This is a genomic window from Paucisalibacillus globulus DSM 18846 (genome assembly GCF_000482485.1).
Classification (GTDB): Bacteria; Bacillota; Bacilli; order Bacillales; family Amphibacillaceae; genus Ornithinibacillus; species Ornithinibacillus globulus.
The window spans coordinates 605,769-629,074 of sequence record NZ_AXVK01000001.1 but is presented as its reverse complement, the minus strand read 5'-3'; the positions used below and the strand labels follow the sequence as shown (position 1 = coordinate 629,074).

Annotated in this window: 20 protein-coding genes; all 20 read right to left on the bottom strand. The window is 34.9% G+C overall.

The window, feature by feature from the left end:
* Positions 1–130: 130 nt before the first annotated feature.
* The 20 genes from K332_RS0103265 to flhA all read right to left on the bottom strand — a co-directional run bounded on the left by K332_RS0103265 (position 131) and on the right by flhA (position 23,274).
* Positions 131–4,420, bottom strand: coding sequence for a PolC-type DNA polymerase III (locus tag K332_RS0103265; protein WP_026906154.1), 4,290 nt, complete (start codon positions 4,418–4,420; stop codon positions 131–133).
* A gap of 335 nt (positions 4,421–4,755) precedes the next feature.
* Complete coding sequence (rseP, locus tag K332_RS0103260) at positions 4,756–6,015, bottom strand: RIP metalloprotease RseP (RefSeq protein ID WP_026906153.1); 1,260 nt, start codon at positions 6,013–6,015, stop codon at positions 4,756–4,758.
* Between the two features lie 48 nt (positions 6,016–6,063).
* On the bottom strand, positions 6,064–6,858 hold the full coding sequence (locus tag K332_RS0103255; RefSeq protein WP_026906152.1) for a phosphatidate cytidylyltransferase: 795 nt from the start codon (positions 6,856–6,858) through the stop codon (positions 6,064–6,066).
* Between the two features lie 15 nt (positions 6,859–6,873).
* Positions 6,874–7,632 carry an undecaprenyl pyrophosphate synthase gene (locus tag K332_RS0103250; protein ID WP_026906151.1) on the bottom strand — a complete coding sequence of 253 codons (759 nt, stop codon included), beginning with the start codon at positions 7,630–7,632 and terminating at the stop codon, positions 6,874–6,876.
* Between the two features lie 423 nt (positions 7,633–8,055).
* The gene (frr, locus tag K332_RS0103245; RefSeq protein ID WP_026906150.1) at positions 8,056–8,613 is read right to left on the bottom strand and encodes a ribosome recycling factor; all 558 of its coding nucleotides are present in this window, start codon (positions 8,611–8,613) and stop codon (positions 8,056–8,058) included.
* 2 nt (positions 8,614–8,615) lie between these two features.
* Complete coding sequence (pyrH, locus tag K332_RS0103240) at positions 8,616–9,338, bottom strand: UMP kinase (RefSeq protein WP_026906149.1); 723 nt, start codon at positions 9,336–9,338, stop codon at positions 8,616–8,618.
* A gap of 96 nt (positions 9,339–9,434) precedes the next feature.
* Complete coding sequence (gene tsf, locus K332_RS0103235; RefSeq protein ID WP_026906148.1) at positions 9,435–10,319, bottom strand: translation elongation factor Ts; 885 nt, start codon at positions 10,317–10,319, stop codon at positions 9,435–9,437.
* A gap of 147 nt (positions 10,320–10,466) precedes the next feature.
* The gene (gene rpsB / locus K332_RS0103230; RefSeq protein ID WP_026906147.1) at positions 10,467–11,213 is read right to left on the bottom strand and encodes a 30S ribosomal protein S2; all 747 of its coding nucleotides are present in this window, start codon (positions 11,211–11,213) and stop codon (positions 10,467–10,469) included.
* Positions 11,214–11,371: 158 nt separating this feature from the next.
* Positions 11,372–11,827, bottom strand: a complete 456-nt coding sequence (locus K332_RS0103225; protein ID WP_026906146.1) for a helix-turn-helix domain-containing protein — start codon at positions 11,825–11,827, stop codon at positions 11,372–11,374.
* A 5-nt stretch (positions 11,828–11,832) separates the two neighbouring features.
* Entirely contained in the window at positions 11,833–12,132 is a 300-nt protein-coding gene (locus tag K332_RS0103220; RefSeq protein WP_026906145.1) for a hypothetical protein, read from the bottom strand.
* Entirely contained in the window at positions 12,129–13,529 is a 1,401-nt protein-coding gene (locus tag K332_RS0103215) for a flagellar assembly protein A (protein WP_026906144.1), read from the bottom strand. Before K332_RS0103215 ends, K332_RS0103220 begins: the two co-directional genes overlap by 4 nt.
* Positions 13,530–13,556: 27 nt before the next feature.
* On the bottom strand, positions 13,557–14,327 hold the full coding sequence (locus K332_RS0103210; protein ID WP_026906143.1) for a FliA/WhiG family RNA polymerase sigma factor: 771 nt from the start codon (positions 14,325–14,327) through the stop codon (positions 13,557–13,559).
* A gap of 205 nt (positions 14,328–14,532) precedes the next feature.
* Entirely contained in the window at positions 14,533–15,039 is a 507-nt protein-coding gene (locus K332_RS0103205) for a chemotaxis protein CheD (protein ID WP_026906142.1), read from the bottom strand.
* A complete protein-coding gene (locus K332_RS0103200; protein WP_026906141.1) occupies positions 15,036–15,671 on the bottom strand; it encodes a chemotaxis protein CheC in 636 nt (211 codons plus the stop codon). Before K332_RS0103200 ends, K332_RS0103205 begins: the two co-directional genes overlap by 4 nt.
* 1 nt (position 15,672) lies before the next feature.
* Positions 15,673–16,146 (bottom strand): chemotaxis protein CheW, encoded by a 474-nt coding sequence (locus K332_RS0103195; RefSeq protein ID WP_026906140.1) that lies wholly within the window; start codon positions 16,144–16,146, stop codon positions 15,673–15,675.
* A gap of 27 nt (positions 16,147–16,173) precedes the next feature.
* The gene (locus tag K332_RS0103190) at positions 16,174–18,192 is read right to left on the bottom strand and encodes a chemotaxis protein CheA (RefSeq protein ID WP_026906139.1); all 2,019 of its coding nucleotides are present in this window, start codon (positions 18,190–18,192) and stop codon (positions 16,174–16,176) included.
* Positions 18,193–18,194: 2 nt separating this feature from the next.
* Positions 18,195–19,247 carry a protein-glutamate methylesterase/protein-glutamine glutaminase gene (locus K332_RS0103185; RefSeq protein ID WP_026906138.1) on the bottom strand — a complete coding sequence of 351 codons (1,053 nt, stop codon included), beginning with the start codon at positions 19,245–19,247 and terminating at the stop codon, positions 18,195–18,197.
* Between the two features lie 4 nt (positions 19,248–19,251).
* Positions 19,252–20,124: a MinD/ParA family protein gene (locus tag K332_RS0103180; RefSeq protein ID WP_026906137.1), complete on the bottom strand. Its 873-nt coding sequence runs from the start codon at positions 20,122–20,124 to the stop codon at positions 19,252–19,254.
* Positions 20,114–21,241, bottom strand: a complete 1,128-nt coding sequence (flhF, locus tag K332_RS0103175) for a flagellar biosynthesis GTPase FlhF (protein WP_026906136.1) — start codon at positions 21,239–21,241, stop codon at positions 20,114–20,116. The genes K332_RS0103180 and flhF overlap by 11 nt, the downstream gene beginning before the upstream one ends.
* Positions 21,238–23,274 carry a flagellar biosynthesis protein FlhA gene (gene flhA / locus K332_RS0103170; protein ID WP_026906135.1) on the bottom strand — a complete coding sequence of 679 codons (2,037 nt, stop codon included), beginning with the start codon at positions 23,272–23,274 and terminating at the stop codon, positions 21,238–21,240. The genes flhF and flhA overlap by 4 nt, the downstream gene beginning before the upstream one ends.
* Positions 23,275–23,306 lie beyond the last annotated feature (32 nt).

Here is a 23,306-nt window from a genome sequence, read left to right as displayed (position 1 = left end):
CCCTCTTTTAAAATGAAACTTCATCCAGTGGAGTTTTAAGCCTACAAGGTATTAGCCCTGTAGACAAAACTTAATAGGACGTATCAATCTTTGGATGTGCTCCTCATTTCACCACTGAATGTTACAAAAACTAGAACAATGATAATTGGTTCTTCTCTTCCATTCCTTCTAAGCAGCCATGGTTATCCAAATACTCTAAAATAGTTTTCGAAATTCTACTCCGTTCACGCAAATCCTCTTTCGAAAGAAATTCTCCTTCTTCTCTCGCGTTTACAATATTGATAGCTGCATTTGTTCCAAGTCCTTCAACTGCATTAAAGGGAGGAATCAATGTGTTACCCTCTACTACAAATTCTGATGCCTTTGATTTGTATAAGTCTACTTTTTGTAATGAAAATCCACGTTCACACATTTCAAGAGCAATTTCTAAAACAGTTAATAAACTTTTCTCTTTTGGAGCCGCATCGTTTCCTTTTAAGGTGATTTCTTCAACTCGCTTCCTTATTGCGTCTGAACCTTTCACCATCGTATCTAAGTCAAAGTCACTTGCACGTACTGTAAAGTATGCAGCATAGAATAGAATTGGGTGATGGACTTTAAAATAAGCAATTCGAACAGCCATCAAAACATAGGCTGCTGCATGGGCTTTCGGGAACATATATTTAATCTTTTTACAGGATTCGACATACCAATCTGGTACATTATGCTTTTTCATTTCGATGATCCACTCATCCTGTAGTCCCTTACCTTTACGTACTGATTCCATTATTTTAAAGGCAAGTGAAGCTTCTAAACCTTTATGCATTAGATATACCATGATATCATCACGACAACCAATTACATCAGGTAATTCACAAATACCATCATTAATTAATTCTTGGGCATTACCAAGCCAAACATCGGTACCATGTGATAAACCCGAAATAATTACTAATTCAGCAAACGTACTAGGTTTCGTATCCTCCAACATTTGCCGTACAAACTTCGTACCAAATTCCGGAACACCCAATGTCCCAGTCTTACAATTAATTTGCTCAGCTTTTACTCCTAATGATTCTGTACTTGAGAAGATTTTCATTACTTCTTTATCATCGGTTGGGATAGTTTTTGGATCAATTCCACTTAAATCTTGAAGCATACGAATTACTGTTGGATCATCGTGTCCAAGTATATCTAGTTTCAAAATATTGTCGTGTATAGAATGGAAATCAAAATGAGTAGTCTTCCATTCACTCTTCCTATCATCTGCAGGAAACTGGATTGGTGTGAAATCATAAATATCCATATAATCTGGAACAACGATAATACCACCTGGGTGTTGACCAGTTGTCCGTTTCACACCTGTGGTTCCTTTTACTAATCGGTCCACTTCCGCATTTTTAAATACCAAATTTTTATCTGAAGCGTACCCCTTCACATAACCATATGCTGTTTTTTCGGCTATCGTACCAATTGTTCCAGCACGGTATACATAATCCTCACCAAAGAGAACTTTCGTATAATTATGAGCTTTGGGTTGATATTCCCCAGAGAAGTTTAAGTCAATATCTGGAACTTTATCCCCTTTAAATCCTAAGAATGTTTCAAAGGGAATATCCTGTCCATCTTTATTTAGGGATGTCCCGCAATCAGGGCAATCCTTATCCGGTAAATCAAAACCACTAGCAACTGAACCGTCTGTTATAAACTCATTATGATGACAGTTAGGACATACATAATGTGGCGGTAATGGATTAACTTCTGTAATTTCAGTCATTGTCGCAACAAAGGAAGAACCAACAGACCCCCTTGAACCAACTAGGTATCCATCATCTAATGATTTTTTTACTAGTTTTTGAGAAATTAAATAAATAACCGAGAACCCATTACTGATAATACTATCTAGCTCTTTTTCCAGACGGTCTGTAACAATTTTAGGAATAGGTTCACCATATACAAGCTTTGCTCGTGTATAACATAAATCTCTTATTTCGTCATCTGCCCCCTCAATACGTGGTGTATAGAGATCATCTTTTACAGGTGAGATTTCATCGATTTCATCGGCTAATGCTTGTGTGTTATGAACAACAATTTCTTTTGCTTTCTCTACTCCCAAGAAACTGAAGCATTCTAACATCTCATTTGTAGTTCGGAAAGGTGTATCTGGCAATGTTACACGATTCAAAGGGTTACCTGCTTGAGATGCAATCAAAATTTGTCGATACATTTTTTCATGTTCATCAATGTAGTGCACATTACCAGAAGCGATTACTTTCTTATTTGTTCTTTCACCGAGTTCAACTAGTTTAGTAATAATATCTAGGATTTGAGCTTCATTCTGAACAAGATCCTTTTCAATAAGATGTACATAATTACTAGGTGGTTGTACCTCAATATAATCATAGAATTCCGCAATCTTCTCAGCTTCTTCGGCTGACTTTTGCATCATCGTTTCAAATACTTCGCCTTTATCACATGCTGTACCGATGAGAAGTCCCGTTCGATATTTTTGTAGTACAGATCTAGGAATACGTGGTACACGATAAAAATAATCGATATGTGCATAGGAAATAAGTTTATAAAGGTTCTTCAAGCCCTCCTGTGTTTGGGCTAGAATGGTACAATGAAATGGTCGAGAACGTTGATAAGCATTTCCTTCTCCCATATGGTTATTTAAGTGATTATGATTGGTAATATCCTTTTTTAATACCCCCTGTACTAATTTCCACAACAAATATCCTGTTGCCTCTGCATCATATATTGCACGGTGATGCTGTGTTAATTCAATATCTAAATATTTACATAGTGTATTAAGACGGTGATTTTTTAATTCTGGAAATAAAAACCTGGCTAGTTCTAATGTATCAATAACTGGATTAGCTACCTTTTCATATCCAATTCTGTGATAACCTTGATTTAAAAACCCTATATCAAAACTTGCATTATGGGCTACAAATACATCATCGCCACTCCAACTATAGAAATCTCGTAGAACATCATCAATTTCTGGTGCATTCTGAACCATCTCGTCTGTGATACCAGTTAAATTGGTAGTCGTTTCCGATAATGGATGGTGTGGATTTGCGAATGATTCAAAACGGTCAATAATCTCCCCTTGGTGTATTTTAACAGCCGCAAGCTCAATAATGGTGTCGTACACTGCTGAGAGCCCCGTTGTTTCAACGTCAAAAACAATATAGGTTGCTTCATCTAGGGAAACATCACTTTCGTTATATGCGATTGGTACACCATCATCAACTAGATTGGCTTCTACACCATATATCACTTTTATGCCATGCTTCTTACCCGCGCTATGAGCATCAGGGAAACCTTGTGCACCGGCATGGTCTGTTATTGCAATAGCTTTATGTCCCCATTTTGCAGCTTGCTGAACCAGCCTAGTAGGAGTAATAACAGCATCCAATTGGCTCATCGTAGTATGGGCATGAAACTCAATACGTTTCTCATCCTCAGTTGCAGTATCTTGGCGTGTTGCTACGTGAACTTCATGCATATCATTAGCCATCATTGCTAATTCATTTGAATACATGTCTGTTTGGATACTTCCTCTTGCCTTAATCCACATCCCTGTTTTCAATTGTTCAAACTTGGCTGCATCCTCATCATTTTTAGAAAACATTTTAATTTGAAGTGAATCTGTATAGTCCGTTGCTTTTGCTATTAACAAGCTTCTACCAGAACGCAATTTGCGTATTTCTACATCAAAAATATAACCTTGAACCGTTACGCGTTTCTCTTCCTCCAAGATTTCCTGCATTTCAATCGGTTCCTCTTGGATTTTGTATCCTAATGCGAATGGTTGATTATCTTCAACGGAACGATCTTTATCACGTTTTTCTTTTTCTTGAATTGTTTTCATAATAATCTTTTGGTCTTCTAATGCTGTCTGCTCCCGAAACTTTTGAATTTCTTCCATTTCAGTCTTAACATCAACTGTTAGTGGATGGTAGGAAAGACCTGCATTTCTACAAAAAGATTTAAAGCTTTCATCCAGTCTTTTTTTCAGAGCAGCAGCCTCTACTTCATTCCTTGCAGTTAACATAATTTTATTACCGTTAACTCGAGGTTTTTGACTAAAAGCTAAATCACGATATGCTGGCGAAATATCATTGGTTAGTTTTAAAAATAATTGCCAATAATCGCATATCATCTCTTCCGTACACTGAGTGTCTATGGCTTCTAAAGTAATTTCCACAGTTGCTATTTGTTGAAAAGCCTGTTTAATTCTTATTACTAAATCTTGATAAATGGTTGTTGGTAATACTTTTTCTACATTTACACTAAAATGCCAAAGCTTTTGTTGTTTATATATTTCTAGCTTTTCTAACGTACTTTCTTGAAAATATTGTTGAACATGCTCAGTTGGCATTTCTATTTGTTGTAGTAGCAGATTCATCTTCTCTTTTTTTGAAATATCCATTCTCATATTCCTCCTGCATTTGCTAGCCAGCTGGTGATATTTTAGGAAATTAGGAAATTGCTAAAAACTTAGTAATCACCTGATTATTAGGCGAATACTTTAGTTCTACTATGCGTACAGAAATTATATATAACTTCTCATCTACTAAATAATGGAAACCCTTGTCGAAATGTATTAGACAAGGGTCCCGTAACTTAAAATATTCTATTTATATAGTACCTTCTTTACTTCTTTGATACAACCTTTTTAATCTGGTAATCATTTCAATCCAACTATTACACTATAGTCAACCAAACATCGACCATAGAACAGAGTTTTATTGGTTCACTGTTATATTAAAGAAACAATCTTTGTATGTCATTCCAAGTAACAATGATCATTAACAACATTAATAATGCAAATCCTACAAAGTGGAAAATCCCTTCTTTTTCTGGTTCCATCGGTTTTCCTCTTAGTAATTCAATTCCTACAAATAGTAAACGGCCACCATCTAATGCAGGTAACGGAACAAGGTTTACTACTCCTAGATTAATGCTTAAAATTGCTGTCCACATTAAGAAATTCATAAATCCTGTTTGAACAACTTGGTCGGTTGCATCATAAATTCCCACAGGCCCAGAGAGCATGTCAAGACCTAATTGACCAGTAATTAGCATAGTAAGATTTGTGAGAATCATGGATGTTGTTTCATATGTTTTCTCTGCCCCATATTTAAATGAGCCCCAGAATGTCTTTTCAAAGCCCATATAGACACCAATCTGACCAATAGACTCTTGCCCCTCCAATGAGATTTCATTTGGCACAACGGTTAAGTTTACCGTCTCTCCATCACGTGAAACTATCATATCTAATTCCTCTGAAGGATGTTCCCTAACAATGGTTGTAAACTCTTCCCATGTGGAAACAGATTCATCATCAATTTGGATAATCTCATCATTTGGTAGAAATCCTGCTTGGTCTGCTGGATCACCAGGTACTATTTCGCCTATCCTTGCTTCATCAACAGGAACACCCTGAACAACACCTAAAATAATGAAAATAATGATTGCCAAGATAAAGTTCATCATTGGTCCAGCAAATAATTGCATAGCACGTTTGCCAGGAGACTTAGATGCAAATTGACGATCATAAGGTGCAATTAATGTTTCTTTTTCATCCATTACAAATAATGCCCGACGGTCTACATTGAAATGTAGTAATTCATCTTCATCAATTTCATATCCTTCAATAATTAACTCATGATCTAAATCAACTTTTTCTACTTCAATGACTCGTGCATTTGGATGTTTTGATTTGTTATTGACAATGATTTTATTCACTATACCATCATCATTAAATTCTAACCCCACATGGTGTCCAGGCTTCAACTCAATAATTTCCGGGTCTTCACCTGCTACTCTTACATAACCACCAATCGGTAATAAACGAATAGTATAAAGAGTATCATTTTTGGTAAAGGCAAATATCTTGGGTCCCATACCAATGGCAAATTCACGAGCTAACATACCAGCACGTTTCGCAAAAATAAGATGTCCTAATTCATGGACAAAGACTAATAGTCCAAACATAAATATAAACGCTATAACTGTTGTCAAAACTAACACCTTCCTTTACCTGAAGTAGAAAGAGTTGTAAATCGCTTACTAGTTTACTAATTGTAAAATTAAATGCAATACCGGAAATACAAATATGGCACTATCAAATCTATCTAAAATACCACCGTGTCCAGGTAAAATTTTCCCTGAATCTTTTACGTTATAATGACGTTTGAAAGCTGATTCAACAAGATCACCAATTTGTCCAAAAATAGAAACCAAAATGGAAACAATAATAATTGTAGTCAGACTGAACGGGAATTGGTAAATCAAATGAAATACAATACCCACAATAGTTGCAACTACAATTCCACCTATTGCACCTTCAATTGTTTTATTTGGACTAATCTCCGGCCAGAGCTTATTTTTTCCAACTGTTCTTCCAGTAAAGTAGGCACCAGTATCTGTTGACCAGATAAGTACTAAGGCGAAGAATACTTGTGCTAGTCCATCTTCACCGTGTCTTGTAGCAATAAAATAGAAAAAGCCCATGCCAACATAAAGTACAGCTAGTAGTACAAATCCAACATCATCAAATGTAAATTTATTTTTAAGTAATACAGTATATGCTAGTAACAATAATACAAATACAAGAGTTATTTGAGCTGTATTCATAGAAAATGGTAGATTTTCATATGCTGCTGGAAATAAAATTAACCACAATACTATGATTGCCATTAGTCCTGGTACAGAATACCAAGAAATATTATGCATTTTTAGGAGTTCATATAAACCAATTGTTGCTAATAGGTAAACAACAACCGTAAACGGACTGTTACCATAGACTACAATGGGTATGAATAAGATTAATGCAATTACTGCTGTTAGAATCCTTTGTTTCATATACTAAACCTCACCTTAAATACCTCCATAGCGTCTGGACCTTCTTTGATAGTCCATTAAAGCCTCGACAAAAATTTCCTCACTGAAATCTGGCCATAATACATCAGTAAACCAAAATTCAGTGTACGCTAATTGCCATAATAGAAAGTTACTTAATCTTTGTTCTCCACTAGTCCGAATCAATAAATCGGGGTCTGTTAAACCATGCGTATATAAATATTCCGCTAGCAGATTTTCGTCTAATTGCTCTAATGAGAATTTATCGTTTTCTATATCTTTCATCATCATTTTAATTGCACTTAAGATTTCACTTCTACCACCATAGTTTAATGCAAAGTTTAATAATAAGCCATCATTATTCTTCGTTTTTTCCTTTGCGTATTGAACGGCTTCTTTTGTAAATCCTGGTATCGAGTCTAAATCTCCAATTGTTTCAATACGGACATTATTTTTCATTAAATCAGGCAAATAAATATGTAAGAATTCCTTTGGTAATTTAAGTAAATACTCAACTTCTGACTTTGGCCTTTTCCAATTTTCGGTTGAAAATGCAAATAGGGTAAGAGTCTTAATATTATATTTAACAGCAGTTTCCACTGTCTTTTTTACCACATCCATGCCTTCCTTATGTCCAGCAATTCGTGGCAACCCCCGTTTCTTTGCCCAGCGCCCGTTTCCATCCATAATAATTGCAACATGATCTGGTACACTCGTTAATTCTTCTTGTAGGGGTATTTCATTTTTAGGTTTAAAAAATGGAAGTTTCATTGGCATAATTTCCTCCGAACACTGGTGTTTAACCATTTAAAAATACTATAATAATTATGCTAAAAAAAGTAGTTATATGACAAACATACTATCCCTATATTTTACCATAACTTGTCTAATTATTGTTTTTAGGAAAACCAAACTCACTTGTTCTAACCGAAGTAACTAAATGTGTCACTTTATTAGCGATATTGACTTGGACATCATGTAGCAGATACAGGTAGAAAAATCTCTTATATAAGCGCTAGTACGATGAACAATTTATATGTTTTTTCAATACTCACGAAAAGTTCATTCTTTCCTAACTACAAAAATACAATAAAATTTATTTTTATTATACCGGTTTTCCATTTAGAATACAAAAGCCCCCTTAAACAAGAGGGCTTAAACATGTTTCAAGATATAGTATAATGTAAAAGGTGTAATTTATTATACTTCCATGATTTCTTTTTCTTTATTTTTCGCAAGTTGACCAATCTCAGCAATATACTTATCTGTTTCTTTTTGGACATTGTCCTGAGATAATCTTAATTCGTCTTCAGTTAAATCTCCGCTTTTTTCTGCTTTTTTAAGAGCGTCATTCATATCACGGCGAACATTTCTAACCTGAACTCGATATTCTTCAGCATATTTACCTACAACCTTAACAAGGTCTTTTCTACGTTCTTCTGTTAATGCGGGAATATTAATGCGAATTACATTTCCATCATTTGAAGGAGATAACCCTAAATCAGCTTTTTGAATCGCCTTTTCAATATCTCCCATTGCAGTTTTATCATAAGGAGTAATCACTAGTAGACGGGCTTCCGGTGCACCTATAGTTGCTAATTGATTTAATGGTGTATTAGCACCATAGTATTCAACAAATACATTGTCTAAAAGGCTTGGATTAGCTCTACCAGCTCGAACTGTCGCCAAATTTCTAGAAAAAGCTTGAACAGTCTGCTTCATTTTATCTTTACATTCATTCATAATTTGATCAGTCATGATTATTTCCCCCTTATTATTGTTCCGATTGTCTCACCTTCGACAACCCTTTTAATATTACCTTCTTCCGTGATTGAGAAAACAATTAATGGAATATCATTTTCCATACATAATGTTGAAGCTGTAGAATCCATAACACCAAGACCTTCATTTAACATATCCATATAGGAAATATTTTCATATTTCTTAGCATCTTTATTCACTCTAGGATCATCTGAATAGACTCCGTCCACATTATTTTTAGCCATTAAGATTACTTCAGCTTCAATCTCTGCTGCTCTAAGGGCTGCAGTAGTATCTGTTGAAAAATAAGGATTTCCTGTACCAGCTGCAAAAATAACAACACGTTTCTTTTCTAAGTGACGAATTGCCTTTCTTCTAATGTATGGTTCAGCAACTTGTCGCATTTCAATAGATGTTTGAACACGTGATGGAATATCAATTGTTTCCAATGCATCCTGTAATGCTAATGAATTCATAACTGTTGCAAGCATCCCCATATAATCAGCAGTGGCACGGTCCATTCCCATTTCACTACCAACCTTACCACGCCAGATATTTCCCCCACCTACCACGATAGCAACCTCAACCCCAAGATTTACAACATCCTTTACTTGAGCTGCAACCGATTGTATTACTTTAGGTTCAATACCATATCCTTGATTTCCACTTAATGCTTCACCACTTAATTTAAGTACGATTCTTCCGTAACGAGCTGTTGACATAATAACCTCCATAGAGATAATTTTATAAACATTTAATAATTTATGTGCTCATGGTGAAATAGGGAACATAACATGTCCCCTATTTCATCCTAAAAGTTATTTTTTAATTTGGCTCATTACTTCTTCAGCAAAGTTTTCAGAACGTTTTTCTAATCCTTCTCCAACTTCATAGCGAACAAAAGTTTTTACTGTAGCGCCTTTGCTTTCAACATATTTCTTAACTTTTTGATCTGGATCTTTAACAAAGCTTTGTTCTAATAAACAAATATCTTCAAAGAATTTTCCAAGGCGACCTTCAACCATTTTATCAACGATTTTTTCTGGTTTACCTTCATTAAGTGCTTGTTGTTTTAAAACTTCACGCTCATGATTAACTACATCTTCAGAAACTTCATCACGAGATACATATTTAGGATTTACTGCAGCAACATGCATAGCGATATCTTTTGCTAAGCTTGAATCAGTTGTTCCTTCTAGTAATGCAAGAACGCCAATACGTCCACCTAAATGCAGATATTCACCAAATGCATCATTATCCGTTTTTGTTAATAATTCAAAGCGGCGTAATGAAATTTTTTCTCCAATTTTAGCAACAGCAGAGTTAATGTAAGTTTCCACTGTTTCACCTTCACCATTTAATTTTTGTTGTAAAGCTTCTTCAACAGTTGCAGGCTTTTGGGATAATAAATGGCTACCTAAATCTACTAGTAATTGCTTAAATTGATCATTTTTTGTAACGAAATCAGTTTCACAGTTTACTTCTAAAAGTACTGCAGTATTGCCTTCAGACGCGATATATGTAGATCCTTCTGCTGCAATACGATCTGCTTTTTTAGCAGCTTTTGCAATACCTTTTTCACGTAAGTAATCAATAGCTTGATCGATGTCACCATTTGTTTCTGTTAGTGCTTTTTTACAATCCATCATACCAGCACCAGTTTTTTCTCGAAGTTCTTTTACCATTTGTGCAGTTACAGCCATTTTAAATCCTCCTTATTATAATTACATAGTTAGCATTCGTATCGTCTTTTATTTCATGCCACATAAAAGTCCCGGGCGTTTGGAACTGGACATCTTAAAAAAAGGTGATAAAAGGCTTATCCTCTTATCACCTGACCTTTTCAGAAATTAAGCTTCTTCAGTTTTTTCAACTGAAGCTTCTGTTTGAGCTTCCTCAGCAACTTCTAATTCTTCACCTTGTTTAACTTCAAGGATAGCATCAGCAATTTTACCTGTAAGAAGTTTTACTGCACGGATAGCATCATCGTTAGCTGGGATCACATAATCAATTTCATCAGGATCACAGTTTGTATCAACGATTCCGATGATAGGAATGTTTAATTTGTGTGCTTCAGCAATAGCAATACGCTCTTTACGAGGATCAATTACGAACATTGCATCTGGAAGTTTCTTCATCTCTTTAATTCCACCTAGGAATTTAACAAGACGTTCTTTTTCTTTTAACAAACCAACTACTTCTTTTTTAGGAAGCACTTCAAAAGTACCGTCTTCTTCCATTTTTTCAATTTGAACTAAACGGTTAATACGTTTACGAATTGTTTGGAAGTTTGTTAATGTTCCACCTAACCAACGTTGGTTTACATAGTACATACCTGAACGGATAGCTTCTTCTTTAACAGAATCTTGTGCTTGTTTCTTAGTTCCTACGAAAAGTACAGTACCGCCATTAGCTGCAATTTCTTTCACGTAGTTATAAGCTTCTTCAACCTTCTTAACTGTTTTTTGAAGATCGATGATATAGATACCGTTACGCTCTGTGAAGATATATTTCTTCATCTTAGGGTTCCAACGGCGAGTTTGGTGTCCAAAATGTACACCAGCCTCTAGTAATTGCTTCATAGAAATTACTGACATTATTTTTTCCTCCTTGGTTTTATCCTCCGCTCGCATCATTTCTGTATAAAGACCTATTAGGCACCGATTATACAAATCAACTAGCGTGTGTGGTTATAAATAATTTTATTGTATTTACACCAGAAATAAATATATCATACTAGATTAATGTAAGCAAGCTAAATGTTACTTTTCTCATGAAACTTTAGAATTAATTCTACTTCAGTTTTACCACAACCCAGTTTTCGGGCTATTTCTTCAATTGAAGTACCTTCAGCGTATAGCTTTAGTATTCTAGATTGTTGTGATACTTCTATATTGTCTTGTACTTGTTCTTCTAATACAGGTATTTGATAACCATCATTTAAATCTTCTTGAATAGGAAAAGAATTTATGTTTTTTTCGGGTGTTAAAATTACTTCTCTAGGATTTGATTCTTCCTCATTTTTCGATAATTGTTCTTGAAGTGATTGATTTTCTTGCTTAATCTCATCAAGATAACTTTCCATTAATTCTACTATATCTGATGAAGTACTGTTTTCTTTAACCACTGCTAGTTGCTTTACTAATGCATAGATAGCAGTAATTGAAATAATATGTAATAAAAAACTAATGATAAATAAAAAAGATGTCATAGTAGTTAGCTCCTACCGTCAAAGTTGTTTCCTAGAAAAGGATGGTTTATATGAGCTATGTCCTCATTTTTCTGTTCTTTTGATGTATTATCATCCCTATTTAAAGGACGCTTAAGCTTATCTTTTTGCAATTGAGTTTCTTCAAATTCCTGTACTCTTTTTCTTTTTATTTGCTCTTGAACAAGCTGATTTTGGGCCAAGGTCTCTTGAAAATGCTGATTTTGTTTTAAGCTTTGTTCTTGAAGTTTTCCAGCATCCACTGTTCTTGGTAGCGCAACTTGCATTTCAACGGACTTCCAACTCACCTTATCACTTCCTCAGTAGGCGTAGTACTTATGGCACGCATATAGACTTCATTTCGAAGAAGTTCTAACTCAACTTGTTTATATGATTCCGTAATTAACCGTTTGTATTTCCCAAATGTAACAATTGTATTTCCATATAAATTTCCCGTTATGGTCAATTTTGCATATCTTTCATCACTATCCATCCGAATAGAGTCAAGTTGATCATTAATACTGTTTAATAGCTCTTTATTTTGGTTGAAAGATGCCCTTTGCTTTTGTAAGGTTGAAATTAACTTTGGATTTGAATGGATATGTGGTGATTGAGATAGTTTTTCTCCGATTATAGTTAGTTTCGATAAAGTATCCTGAATTTCCTTCTTTTTTAATTGAAGTTCTTCTACTTTTTGAAGTTCCATATGGTTTTGTCCGAGAGTTAACTCTGTTTTAGTGTTCATATGATTGCCAACATGCTTTACCAAAATTAAATCATTTGCAGAAACATGACTACCAATGATACTCCCCCTTTGACAGATCAATTCACTTCCTGCTACACAATCACTATGGATAATAGAATTTTCAACATAAATTTTCTTTTTTGCTCGGACAACACCTTGGTTAACATAACCTATTTGAATATTTTCATCAGCTGTAATGGATCCTTTTTGCAATCCTGCTAGTCCTTCCGCTACATAAACAGAACCATGCGCAACGATTGTTGCTGCCTCTACCATTCCAAATATTTTCACGTCTCCACCAGCCGTAATGGAGTATCCAGAGGGAACATCACCATGTATCACGATCGTTCCAACAAAGTTTAGATTCCCTTCCTTCATTGAAAGAGTGTTAGATACCTCATAAACGGGGTGAACATGAAAGCAATTGGCTTGGACATTTGCTTGACCAGTTATGTCTGAATAAAAAGATAAATCCCCTTCTGTAAACCGTACGTTTTTACCCGCTTTTATTGAAGTTGGTAAACCTGGTTTCGAAGGTAAATTACTCCCGAACACATTAGTTCCTGAAGTTCCTTCTGTAGGTAATGTTATAGTTGCAAGCTTTTCATCCTTTTTAACAGAAGGAATACGCATGACTTCTCGAAAATTCCAATTATCTTTATTATTAACTTTTGGATTAAAATTAATGTGATAAGTTATCTTTCCGTTAAGACCTGGAATTGGTTCCTTCCCTTTAGCTACAATTATAGGAAAATCTTCAATGGGAACTCCAGTTATTACTTTTTCAAGGTGATCATCGATAACACCAAATATAATGTTATTTTCAGCAAGGAATTCTTGCAATGAATCCATCGTAATAGTCAAATCTCTATTTACTAAATATTCATCGGTAAAATGGAGTTCTGCAATCATTGCATCTTTTGTTGTAACAATTTTGAAAAAATGACTGAGATTGGCCATCACCTTACTACTCCTTTTAATGAAGAATTATAGAGCCTTTTGAAGTTCGTTTCGTAATTTGAAAATCGCTTTTTTATGAATTTGTGAGATTCTTGATGTAGTCAGCCCGAGTACTTGGCCAATTTCTGTAAATGTTAGCCCATCTTGATAGAATAGACTGATAATCATTTGCTCATTTTCTTTTAGTTCTTTTATACTTCCTGCCAGTTCCTTATATTGTTCCTTTCTAACAATATGAGCATCTGGTTGAATACTAGTGTCATCGGGAATGGAATACCCAATCCCTTCTTTGTGTTGGTTTGAACCATCTTTTGGCTTTTCTTCAATAGAAAGCATATTAGCAAATACTGCATCTTGAACATGAGTCTCTACTTCTTGTACAGGCATTCCTAAAGCTTTAGCTATTTCCTCTGAAGTAGGTTCACGTTGATATATCTGAATCAATTCTTGCGTGGTTTTTTCAATCTTTTTTGTTTTTTCCCGAATTGATCGTGGTAACCAATCTTCTTTTCGTAAACCATCAATAATGGCACCCCGAATTCTAAAGGAAGCATACGTATCAAATTTTAAATCACGACCAAGATCGAACTTTTGAAGAGCATCATATAAACCAAATAATCCTAAACTTTTAATGTCGTCTTTTATGACACTACTTGGTAAATGACTCATCGATCTTTCTACATGATAATTTACGAGGTACATGTATTGTTGAATTAGTTGATTTGCTGCATCATTATCTTGATGATTTTTCCATTTATTCCATAATTCTTGCTCTAGAGGAGAGATTTTGGTTCCCAAATGAATTGCTCCTCTCTGTCCTGTTTTTTAGTTTAGTTTGATGAATGTATTGCTTGCTGGTTACATATGAGATCCTAATAGACTCCGCTTTTACTTTCGAACACAGGGAAGCATCTACTGGTGAATACATATCCAGACCGCCAGAGTTTTTTATTAAACCTTTTTTAAAACAATTGCAAACCGCTCGATATATAACGCTTTCAGTTTATATAAAATGCTCACCTTTTGTGATTGTTCTTATTTTTAGTTGTCCTGTTTTGGGGTCGAATTCTATTGTTCTTCCGTAATTGCCTCCAACGTCTGATGACTCAACCGGAATATTGTATTCCTCTAATTTTTGCAAAACTGCTTCTACGTTTCTTTTGCCGATTCTCATGATGTCATTAGCAGTATTGATTTGAAACATTTGAGCACCACCTGCTAATTTTGCTTTTAACAATGATGTTCTTATGCCTTTTTTATTAAGCATTTCAACTAATATATCAATTGCAGTATCTGCGTATTTATATCGATTTAATGAAGCTTGTTTGCCCAGATTTGAGTCGGGTAACATAACATGTGCCATGCCAGCAATTTCCTTATGAGTATTGTATAGGACAACACCTACACAAGAGCCCAATCCTGATGTCCGGATAATATCAGGGGCGTTCACTACATTTAAATCTGCAATTCCAACTTTTACTATCGACTGTTCGTGTTGATAATTATTCATTTTCCCTGAATCCCTAGTGCCTGAAATATTTTCGTGAACGATTCTGGTGATGGCAGAAGTAATAGTTGTCCATTTATACCTTGATTATTATCCTCAGTATCATTAATTTTAGTATTAATTATGATAGCAAAATCGTAAACTTCAGATATTTGAAGTAATCCAACAGTCAAAATTGCCCCTGCCATATCCACACTTAAATGCGGAACAGATGGTTGCATATTAATGTTGGTGAAATCAGAAAGTGCAGACAGATAAGAACCTGCTAATATGTTCCCTGCTTCTTGTAGAGCGGATAAAGCAAGCTCGTTCTGTTCACCATCCGGTGTAAATGATATTCCATCCATATTGGTCATTTGTTTTACCAAAGATTCAGCCTCTTCTAAGGTAAACAATAAGTAAACCATTCCTGGTGCTTTCCCATGTATTTGAAATAGAATTCCTACAATAAGTTGGTCCGGACCACCAACCATCTCCATCACATCATCAAATGCTACGATTTCAATGCTGGGAACTTCCATATCAACTTTTTTTTGAATAAGCCCAGACATTGATGTAGCAGCGTTACCCGCTCCAATATTTCCTATTTCCTTTAGTGCATCCAGTTGAATACTGGAAAATTGTTGATAGTTCATATTATTGACCTTCTACAGTTTTTAACTCACTAATTTCCTCAGTTGTTAATATCCTTCTAAGGTCTAATAAAATTAGTAAGCGTTTCTCAAGTTTTGCAACCCCTTCAATATAATCCTGATTTACTACACCAATCACTTCAGGGGCAGGCTCAATGATGTCCGTTGATATATCAATTACATCATTTGCAGCATCCACGATTAAACCAACTTCCATATCATCAAGATACACGATGATAATTCGTGTTGACTCATTGTAATCCGTCTCTTCAATTCCTAAACGTGAACGAAGATCGATAATTGGTGTTACAATTCCTCTTAAGTTAATAACGCCTTTTACAAATTTTGCGGTGTTAGGAACTCTTGTAATCGTTTGAATTCGCTCGATTGAACCTATTTGTTGAACAGATACTGCAAATTCCTCATCTTTTAATTGAAATACAATAACCTTTTTTTCAGTTGCTGTTTCAAAACTCATTATCGTTTCCCCCTTAGATTCACTACCTTATTTAATGATTGCATTACTATCAATAATTAGTGCGACTTGACCATCTCCAAGAATTGTTGCACCAGAGATTGCAAAAATGTTGCTCAAGTAAGACCCTAAAGATTTTAGAACAACTTCTTGCTGCCCAATAAATGAGTCTACTACAAGGGCTGCCATTTTTTCTCCTTTTTTCACAATTACAATCGAAGTATATTCTTCATCGACATTTGTGTTTGGAATACCAAATACATCTTTTAAGTTTACAATTGGTACAACTTTACCTCTAAAGTCAATAACTTTCTTATGGTGTGCTGAAAAGATTTGTTCCCTTGAAACAATGGCTGTTTCAATTATTGATGACAATGGTATTGCATATTTTTCTTTATTTAATTCCACTAACAGTACGGATATAATGGTCAATGTCAATGGTAACTGAACAGAGAATATGGAACCTTTCTCAAGTTCTGAATCTATCGAAATACTACCACCTAGAGATTCAATAGTATTCTTCACCACATCTAGTCCCACACCTCTACCTGAGATATCTGAAATTTTATCCGCCGTAGAAAAACCACTTTCCATAATTAATTCAAAAATCTGTTGTTCTGTTAGAGCTTCACTTTCACGTTCTGTTAATAAATCATTCGCAAGAGCTTTTGATAATACTTTTTCTTTATTAATCCCTGCTCCATCATCTTCTATTTCAATAAATACATGATTACCACTATGATAAGCCTTTAATTTAATTGTTCCTTTTTCTGGCTTTCCTTTTTGCATTCTTTCCTCTGGTGTCTCAATCCCATGGTCAATTGCGTTACGTAGAAGATGTACAATTGGATCCCCAATTTCATCAATTACTGTTCTATCGAGTTCGGTATTCGCACCAATAATTTCTATATCTACCTCTTTATTTAAATCTCGAGCCAATTTACGAACCATTCTTGGAAATCTACTAAACACTTGGTCAATTGGCACCATCCGCATAGTCAAAATAATATTTTGCAAGTCGCTCGATACTCTTGTCATCCGTTCAACAGATTCCTGTAAATCAGCATTTTTTAAATCTGAAGAAATTTGTTCTAAGCGACCACGATCGATAATAAGTTCCTCAAAAAGATTCATCAGAACATCTAGTTTTTCGATATTTACACGAATTGTTTTGTGTTGATTTTTACTATGTTCTTGTTGTTCCTTTGTTTTGGGCCCTTCTTTATTAATCGGGTTATCAACATTTTCTTTTACAGCCGATTTACTTTCTTTTGATACTCTATAGTTTGTAACGGAGAAAGGATTGATTTGAACAGAATCAATTTCTGAAACCTTTTTAATCTTTTCAGTAATTTCCTTTGAATTTTGATTCGATACGAGAATAACAGAAAAAGTATAATCGAAATTTTCTTCTTCAAGATTACTTACTGATGGAACCGATTTAATCACTTCACCGAGGTGTTCGAGTACTTCAAATACCATAAATACGCGAGCACCTTTTAATAAGCAATCCTCCCTAAGTTGTACAGTAATTTCATAGTTTTGGAAACCACGTTCATGTGACTCATTTAAAATAGAAAGTTCAAATTCATCAATATCAGTAAATGTACTAGATGTATTAATAAACCCTTTCTCTTGCTCTGAAGTCGAATCCGCTACCACATTTAGCTGTCTCTTTTCTAGCATTTCCAATTGTTTTGCTACATCGGAAATATTAAGAGAACCATTTCCACCACTCGCAATGTCTTCTACCATAGTATTTAGATGATCCACCGTTTCAACTAGTAAATCAATCATCTCCGATTGAACGTGAACCCTGTCATATCGAATAGCATCAAAAACATTTTCAAGTGTATGAGTTAATGTCGCCAAATCATTGTACCCCATTGTTGCTGACATGCCTTTTAACGTATGAGCAGATCTAAAAATATCTTCAATTATTGCTTTCTCATTAGGGTTTTTCTCTAATTCTAGTAATTTTTGGTATAGTGCTTCGATATGTTCATTACTTTCATCTATAAAAACGTCTAAATATTGTGTTGTATCCATATCTACAACCCCCCGGATTTGTTGGTAAGTCCATGAATCATTTCGCCCATTTGATGTAAATGAACAATATAATTTACAATATTTGTTTTCACTGCTGCCTTTGGCATACCATTAATAACTGCCGATTCCTCTGACTCAGCTAATACAATTAGTCCTGGATCCGTTTGCTTTAAGGTTTCAATTCCTTTGGAACCGTCACTTCCCATTCCTGTAAGAATGACTACAAGTTTATTAACTGTAGATAGATTAGCAGCTGATTCTAACATTACATCCACCGCTGGCCTATGGCCTCCCCTATCTGCTTCTTGTGTAAGTTCAATTGCATGAGCTGTACCAACTCTTCTAATTTTCATATGATAGTTTCCTGGTGCGATATAGACTGTCCTATCTTTAATAATCTCACCATGTACCGCTTCTTTAATATGTAAATGAGAGAGATTATTTAATCGTTCAGCAAGTGACTTTGTAAAACCCGCGGGCATATGTTGAACAATTAAAGTTGGGCACGTATAGTCTTCGGGTAAATCGAGTAAAAGTCGTTGTAGTGCTCTAGGCCCACCGGTTGATGCACCAATGAGAACTAGTGTGTTTGGATGCCTTAGTTTTGCTTTTTCTATTTTAGGTGAATGTACACTAACCTTTGTCTCCGAAAGATTAACAAGAGATGCAGCAATCACTTTATTAATTATTTCTTTTTCAATTGTTGCAATATCAAGTGATATAGATCCAGACGGTTTTGCAATAAAGTCTACTGCACCGTTTGTAATTGCCTGCACAGTATTACTAGTCCCTTCCTTCGTGAGGCTGGACAACATGACAACTGGTAATGGATTTTCTTCCATAATACGTTGTAAAGCTGTAATACCATCCATAATAGGCATTTCAACATCCAATGTAACTACATCAGGTGAAAGCTCTTTGATTTTCTTTAAACCGTCTGCCCCATTCCTTGCTGTTGCAATAACTTGAATACGGTTATCAGTTTCTAATATATCTGTAATCATTTTTCGCATAAAAGCTGAATCATCAATTACAATTACACGAATGGGAGTCATTTCCTCACCTTCCTCTGTTGCTTAGAAGACCTTTTAGTCTTTCAACAAATGTAGAAGATTCTTTTACATTAGTTTTAACTTGTCTTTCTTGATAGTTTTCAGATAATTGTTTTATTGCTTTAGCAATATTTGATTTATTGTTCTCCATTACAAATGGTGCTTGTTTAATAACTGCTGATGTCACAGCCTTATCTTCTGGAAGTACCCCAAGACATTTGATGTCAACTCCTAAAAACTGGGTAATAAGCTTTTGGAATCGATTGACGGTATTTAACCCTTTTTTCACATTGTTAGACCGATTTAGAACTACATATATCGGTATTGTGTTTTTGAATCCAACAATAAACTTAATCATGCTGTAAGCATCCGTTATAGATGTTGGTTCAGGTGTTGTCACAACAATACATTCATCAGAAGCAAGTACAAAATCAATACTTGCATGTGTCGCTCCTGCACCCATATCAAAAATTATATAGTCAAATTGTTGGACAACTTCTTCATATTGCATTAGAAAATAGTTCATTTTCTGTTGATCAACAGAAAATATTGTCGAGAGTCCGGATCCCCCTGCAATGTATTTCAGGTTATTTGGACCTACTTCCATAATATCATAAATAGGTAATTTGGCCTCTAACATATCAATAATTGTTTTTTTGGCTTGCAAACCTAGTAGAATATCCACATTACCCATACCAATATCAAGATCAACTAATAATACTCTTTGCCCTTGCTTGCATAATTCTAAAGAAAAGTTAACAGCAATATTAGTTTTTCCTACTCCGCCCTTACCACTAACAAAAGAAATTGTTTTAGCATGCTTTGTGTTTTTATTCGATTCAATCTTTCTTCGTAAACTTTCTGCTTGATCATGAGTCAATTAAATCACCCACTATATAATTACTAATCATCTCTTTTGTCGGTTCAACAATATTATCAGGAACTTCTTGGCCGTTTGTTATATAAGCAATTCCTTTTTGGTGAGATAAAGGTATATTAAGTAGACTTCCGTATTGTCTTGTCTCGTCTATTTTAGTAAATATTACACTTTTAATATTGATATGACGAAAACTGTGATAGATATCGTTTATATCTCGTGGCTTAGCTGTTAAAGACAGAACCAAATAATTTTCTACATTTTCCTTATCAACAATATTATTTGTTAACTCTTTTACATACTGCTCGTCCCGATAATTCCTACCCGCTGTATCAACTAATAATAAGTCATAGTCTTTTAGCTTTTCTATTGCATTATGATAGTCGTCTAATGAATAGACGACCTCTACAGGGCTGTCCAAAATTTTTGCGTATGTTTTTAATTGTTCAATAGCTGCGATACGATACGTATCCATTGTAATAAAGGCAACCTTTCTCTTGTCTTGTAGTATAGACTTTGCGGCAACCTTAGCAAGTGTTGTTGTCTTTCCTACTCCAGTTGGTCCCACAAAATGAACCACTTTTGCTGAAGTAGATATACCTTGAAATGAAAGATTATTTAACTGTGCTTCTATTTCTCGTTTAACATCTTGTATAATTATTGATTGATTTGGTGAGATATTATTTTTTTCATGTTTTTTCATGATACTTTCCATTATATTAGTTGAAATATCATCAGCTATTTCTTGGTCTAGTAAGTATTGATAGATGACCTGATAGTCAGGGGCGAATTTAGAACGATTGCCCTGTATGGACTGTTGTTCTAAAATGCGTCGCATCGATTTCATTTCATTTATTATTTCGGCATCAATTATCCCATTTTTTTGTTTTTTATCACCAATTTGATCTGTTTGTACTACTTTAGTTGTCATATGTTTCTTAGGTAGCGGATTCGGGTCAAGTGCTGCAATCACTTCAATTTTTTTCTTCTTAAAGAATCCTAAGAAGCCACCTTCTTGGATTTCTTTGGAACTAAGGATAACTGCGTCAGCCCCTAGTTCTTTCCGTATTTGATTCATAGCCTCTGGCATTGTAGGTGCAGTATATTTTTTTACCTTCATGCTACATTCACCACTCCAACACTTTGTACTTGTACAGTTGGTTCTAACTCGTTATACGATAAAACAATTACTTGAGGTAAGAAGCGATCCAGTAGTTGTTTTAAATACATTCGAATTGCAGGTGAACATAAAACAATCGCATTCTCTTCCTGCAACGTTAATTTTTCTACTTCTTCATTGATTGATTTTATAATTACTTGCTGTGTTTCTGGGTCTAAAGCTAAATAATTTCCATGTTCTGTAGTTTGAACACTTTCTGCAATTTTCTTTTCAACCTTCCCAGAAACAGTGATAACTTTCATTGAATTATCCTCGTTAGCATACTGTTTTGTTAATTGGGAAGAAAGGGCTTGTCTCACATATTCGCCTAATAGTTCAGGATCATTTGTTAATTTACTAAAATCAGCTAGTGTCTCAAATATAATTGGCAAATTACGGACAGAAACATTTTCTCGTAACAACTTGGCCAATACTTTTTGGATATCCCCTATCGAAAGTGGATCTGGAGTAACTTCTTCCACCAAAATCGGATAATTTTCTTTCAAGTGATCGACAAGTTCTTTAGTTTCTTGTCTTCCAAGTAATGTGTGTGCATGACGTTTTATAATCTCAGTAATATGTGTAGATACTACAGACGGTGGATCAACAACTGTATATCCAGATAGTTCTGCCTCATCTTTATTATCTTCACTAATCCATTTAGCAGGAAGTCCAAATGCGGGCTCCATCGTCTCGATTCCGTCAATTAAATCATTATCCATATCTGGCGTCATCGCTAGATAATGATCTAAAAGGATTTCACCGGTAGCAACCTCATTTCCCTTAACCTTTAAACGATATTCATTTGGATTCAATTGGATATTATCACGAATACGAACAACTGGAATAACGATTCCTAGCTCAATTGCTAATTGCCTTCGAATCATGATCACTCTATCAAGTAAGTCCCCACCTTGTTTCGTATCCACTAACGGAATAAGTGCATAGCCAAATTCAAATTCAATTGGATCCATACTTAATAAATTGATTACATTTTCTTGGGTCTTCATTGCAGTACCTTCCGCTTGTTCTTCCTCTTCTTCATCTTTAACCACAGGTTGTTTCTGTTTTTGCAAGATTAAATATCCTGCTAGGGCTAGTATACCGGCAATCGTTGAAGTTAAGAAAAAGTTAATAGGTGTCAAGCCTAGTAGGAATATTGTACCCGCTGCAATAAATAATAACTTCGGATACTGTAATAATTGTTGAGAAACATCTGTACCTAAATTATTACCTGTTGCAGAACTCCGAGTTACCACGATCCCTGTAGCAGTTGACATTAATAATGCTGGAATTTGACTTACTAATCCATCCCCTACAGTTAATCTCATATACGTGTCAATTGCCTCACCAAAAGAAAAACCCATTTGAGTCATTCCGATGATTAGACCGAAAATAATATTAATTATAACGATTATTATCCCAGCTATTGCATCTCCCTTTACAAATTTACTAGCACCATCCATGGAACCATGAAAGTCCGCTTCATTCTCCACTTTTTTTCGTCTTTCTTTTGCTTCATGCTCAGATATAAGCCCAGCATTCAAGTCTGCATCGATGCTCATTTGCTTACCAGGCATTGCATCTAGTGAGAATCTAGCTGCAACTTCAGATACCCGTTCGGAACCTTTGGTAATAACTAAAAAGTTAATAATAACAAGAATAATAAATACAACGAAACCTACCAAAGGATTATCACCAATTACAAATGTACCAAATGTTTCTACAACCCCACCTGCATCTGCTTCACTTAGTATGGACCTCGTAGTGGAAACATTTAACGCAAGCCTAAATAACGTTAATAATAGTATTAACGTAGGAAAGACAGAAAATTGTAATGGTTCCTGAGTATTCATAGAAACCAACAGTACAATCAGTGAAAGGATAATATTGATAAGAATAAATAAACTTAAAAGCCATCCAGGTAACGGGATAACTAACATGACAATGACTAAAATTACACCAATTAAAACGGATAAATCACGGGCTTTCATGGATGTCTCTCCTTACCTGCTTAAAATTCATG

Excerpts from the sequence above, each read along its gene's own strand:
- K332_RS0103200 (WP_026906141.1), bottom strand. The coding sequence starts at position 15,671 with ATGAACTATCAACAATTTTCCAGTATTCAACTGGATGCACTAAAGGAA.
- flhF (WP_026906136.1), bottom strand. The coding sequence starts at position 21,241 with ATGAAGGTAAAAAAATATACTGCACCTACAATGCCAGAGGCTATGAAT.
- K332_RS0103205 (WP_026906142.1), bottom strand. The coding sequence starts at position 15,039 with ATGAATAATTATCAACACGAACAGTCGATAGTAAAAGTTGGAATTGCA.
- K332_RS0103250 (WP_026906151.1), bottom strand. The coding sequence starts at position 7,632 with ATGCCAATGAAACTTCCATTTTTTAAACCTAAAAATGAAATACCCCTA.
- frr (WP_026906150.1), bottom strand. The coding sequence starts at position 8,613 with ATGACTGATCAAATTATGAATGAATGTAAAGATAAAATGAAGCAGACT.
- pyrH (WP_026906149.1), bottom strand. The coding sequence starts at position 9,338 with ATGTCAACAGCTCGTTACGGAAGAATCGTACTTAAATTAAGTGGTGAA.
- flhA (WP_026906135.1), bottom strand. The coding sequence starts at position 23,274 with ATGAAAGCCCGTGATTTATCCGTTTTAATTGGTGTAATTTTAGTCATT.
- K332_RS0103185 (WP_026906138.1), bottom strand. The coding sequence starts at position 19,247 with ATGACTCCCATTCGTGTAATTGTAATTGATGATTCAGCTTTTATGCGA.
- K332_RS0103225 (WP_026906146.1), bottom strand. The coding sequence starts at position 11,827 with ATGACATCTTTTTTATTTATCATTAGTTTTTTATTACATATTATTTCA.
- K332_RS0103255 (WP_026906152.1), bottom strand. The coding sequence starts at position 6,858 with ATGAAACAAAGGATTCTAACAGCAGTAATTGCATTAATCTTATTCATA.
- K332_RS0103195 (WP_026906140.1), bottom strand. The coding sequence starts at position 16,146 with ATGAGTTTTGAAACAGCAACTGAAAAAAAGGTTATTGTATTTCAATTA.
- K332_RS0103265 (WP_026906154.1), bottom strand. The coding sequence starts at position 4,420 with ATGGATATTTCAAAAAAAGAGAAGATGAATCTGCTACTACAACAAATA.
- rpsB (WP_026906147.1), bottom strand. The coding sequence starts at position 11,213 with ATGTCAGTAATTTCTATGAAGCAATTACTAGAGGCTGGTGTACATTTT.
- tsf (WP_026906148.1), bottom strand. The coding sequence starts at position 10,319 with ATGGCTGTAACTGCACAAATGGTAAAAGAACTTCGAGAAAAAACTGGT.
- K332_RS0103215 (WP_026906144.1), bottom strand. The coding sequence starts at position 13,529 with ATGGCCAATCTCAGTCATTTTTTCAAAATTGTTACAACAAAAGATGCA.
- K332_RS0103190 (WP_026906139.1), bottom strand. The coding sequence starts at position 18,192 with ATGGATACAACACAATATTTAGACGTTTTTATAGATGAAAGTAATGAA.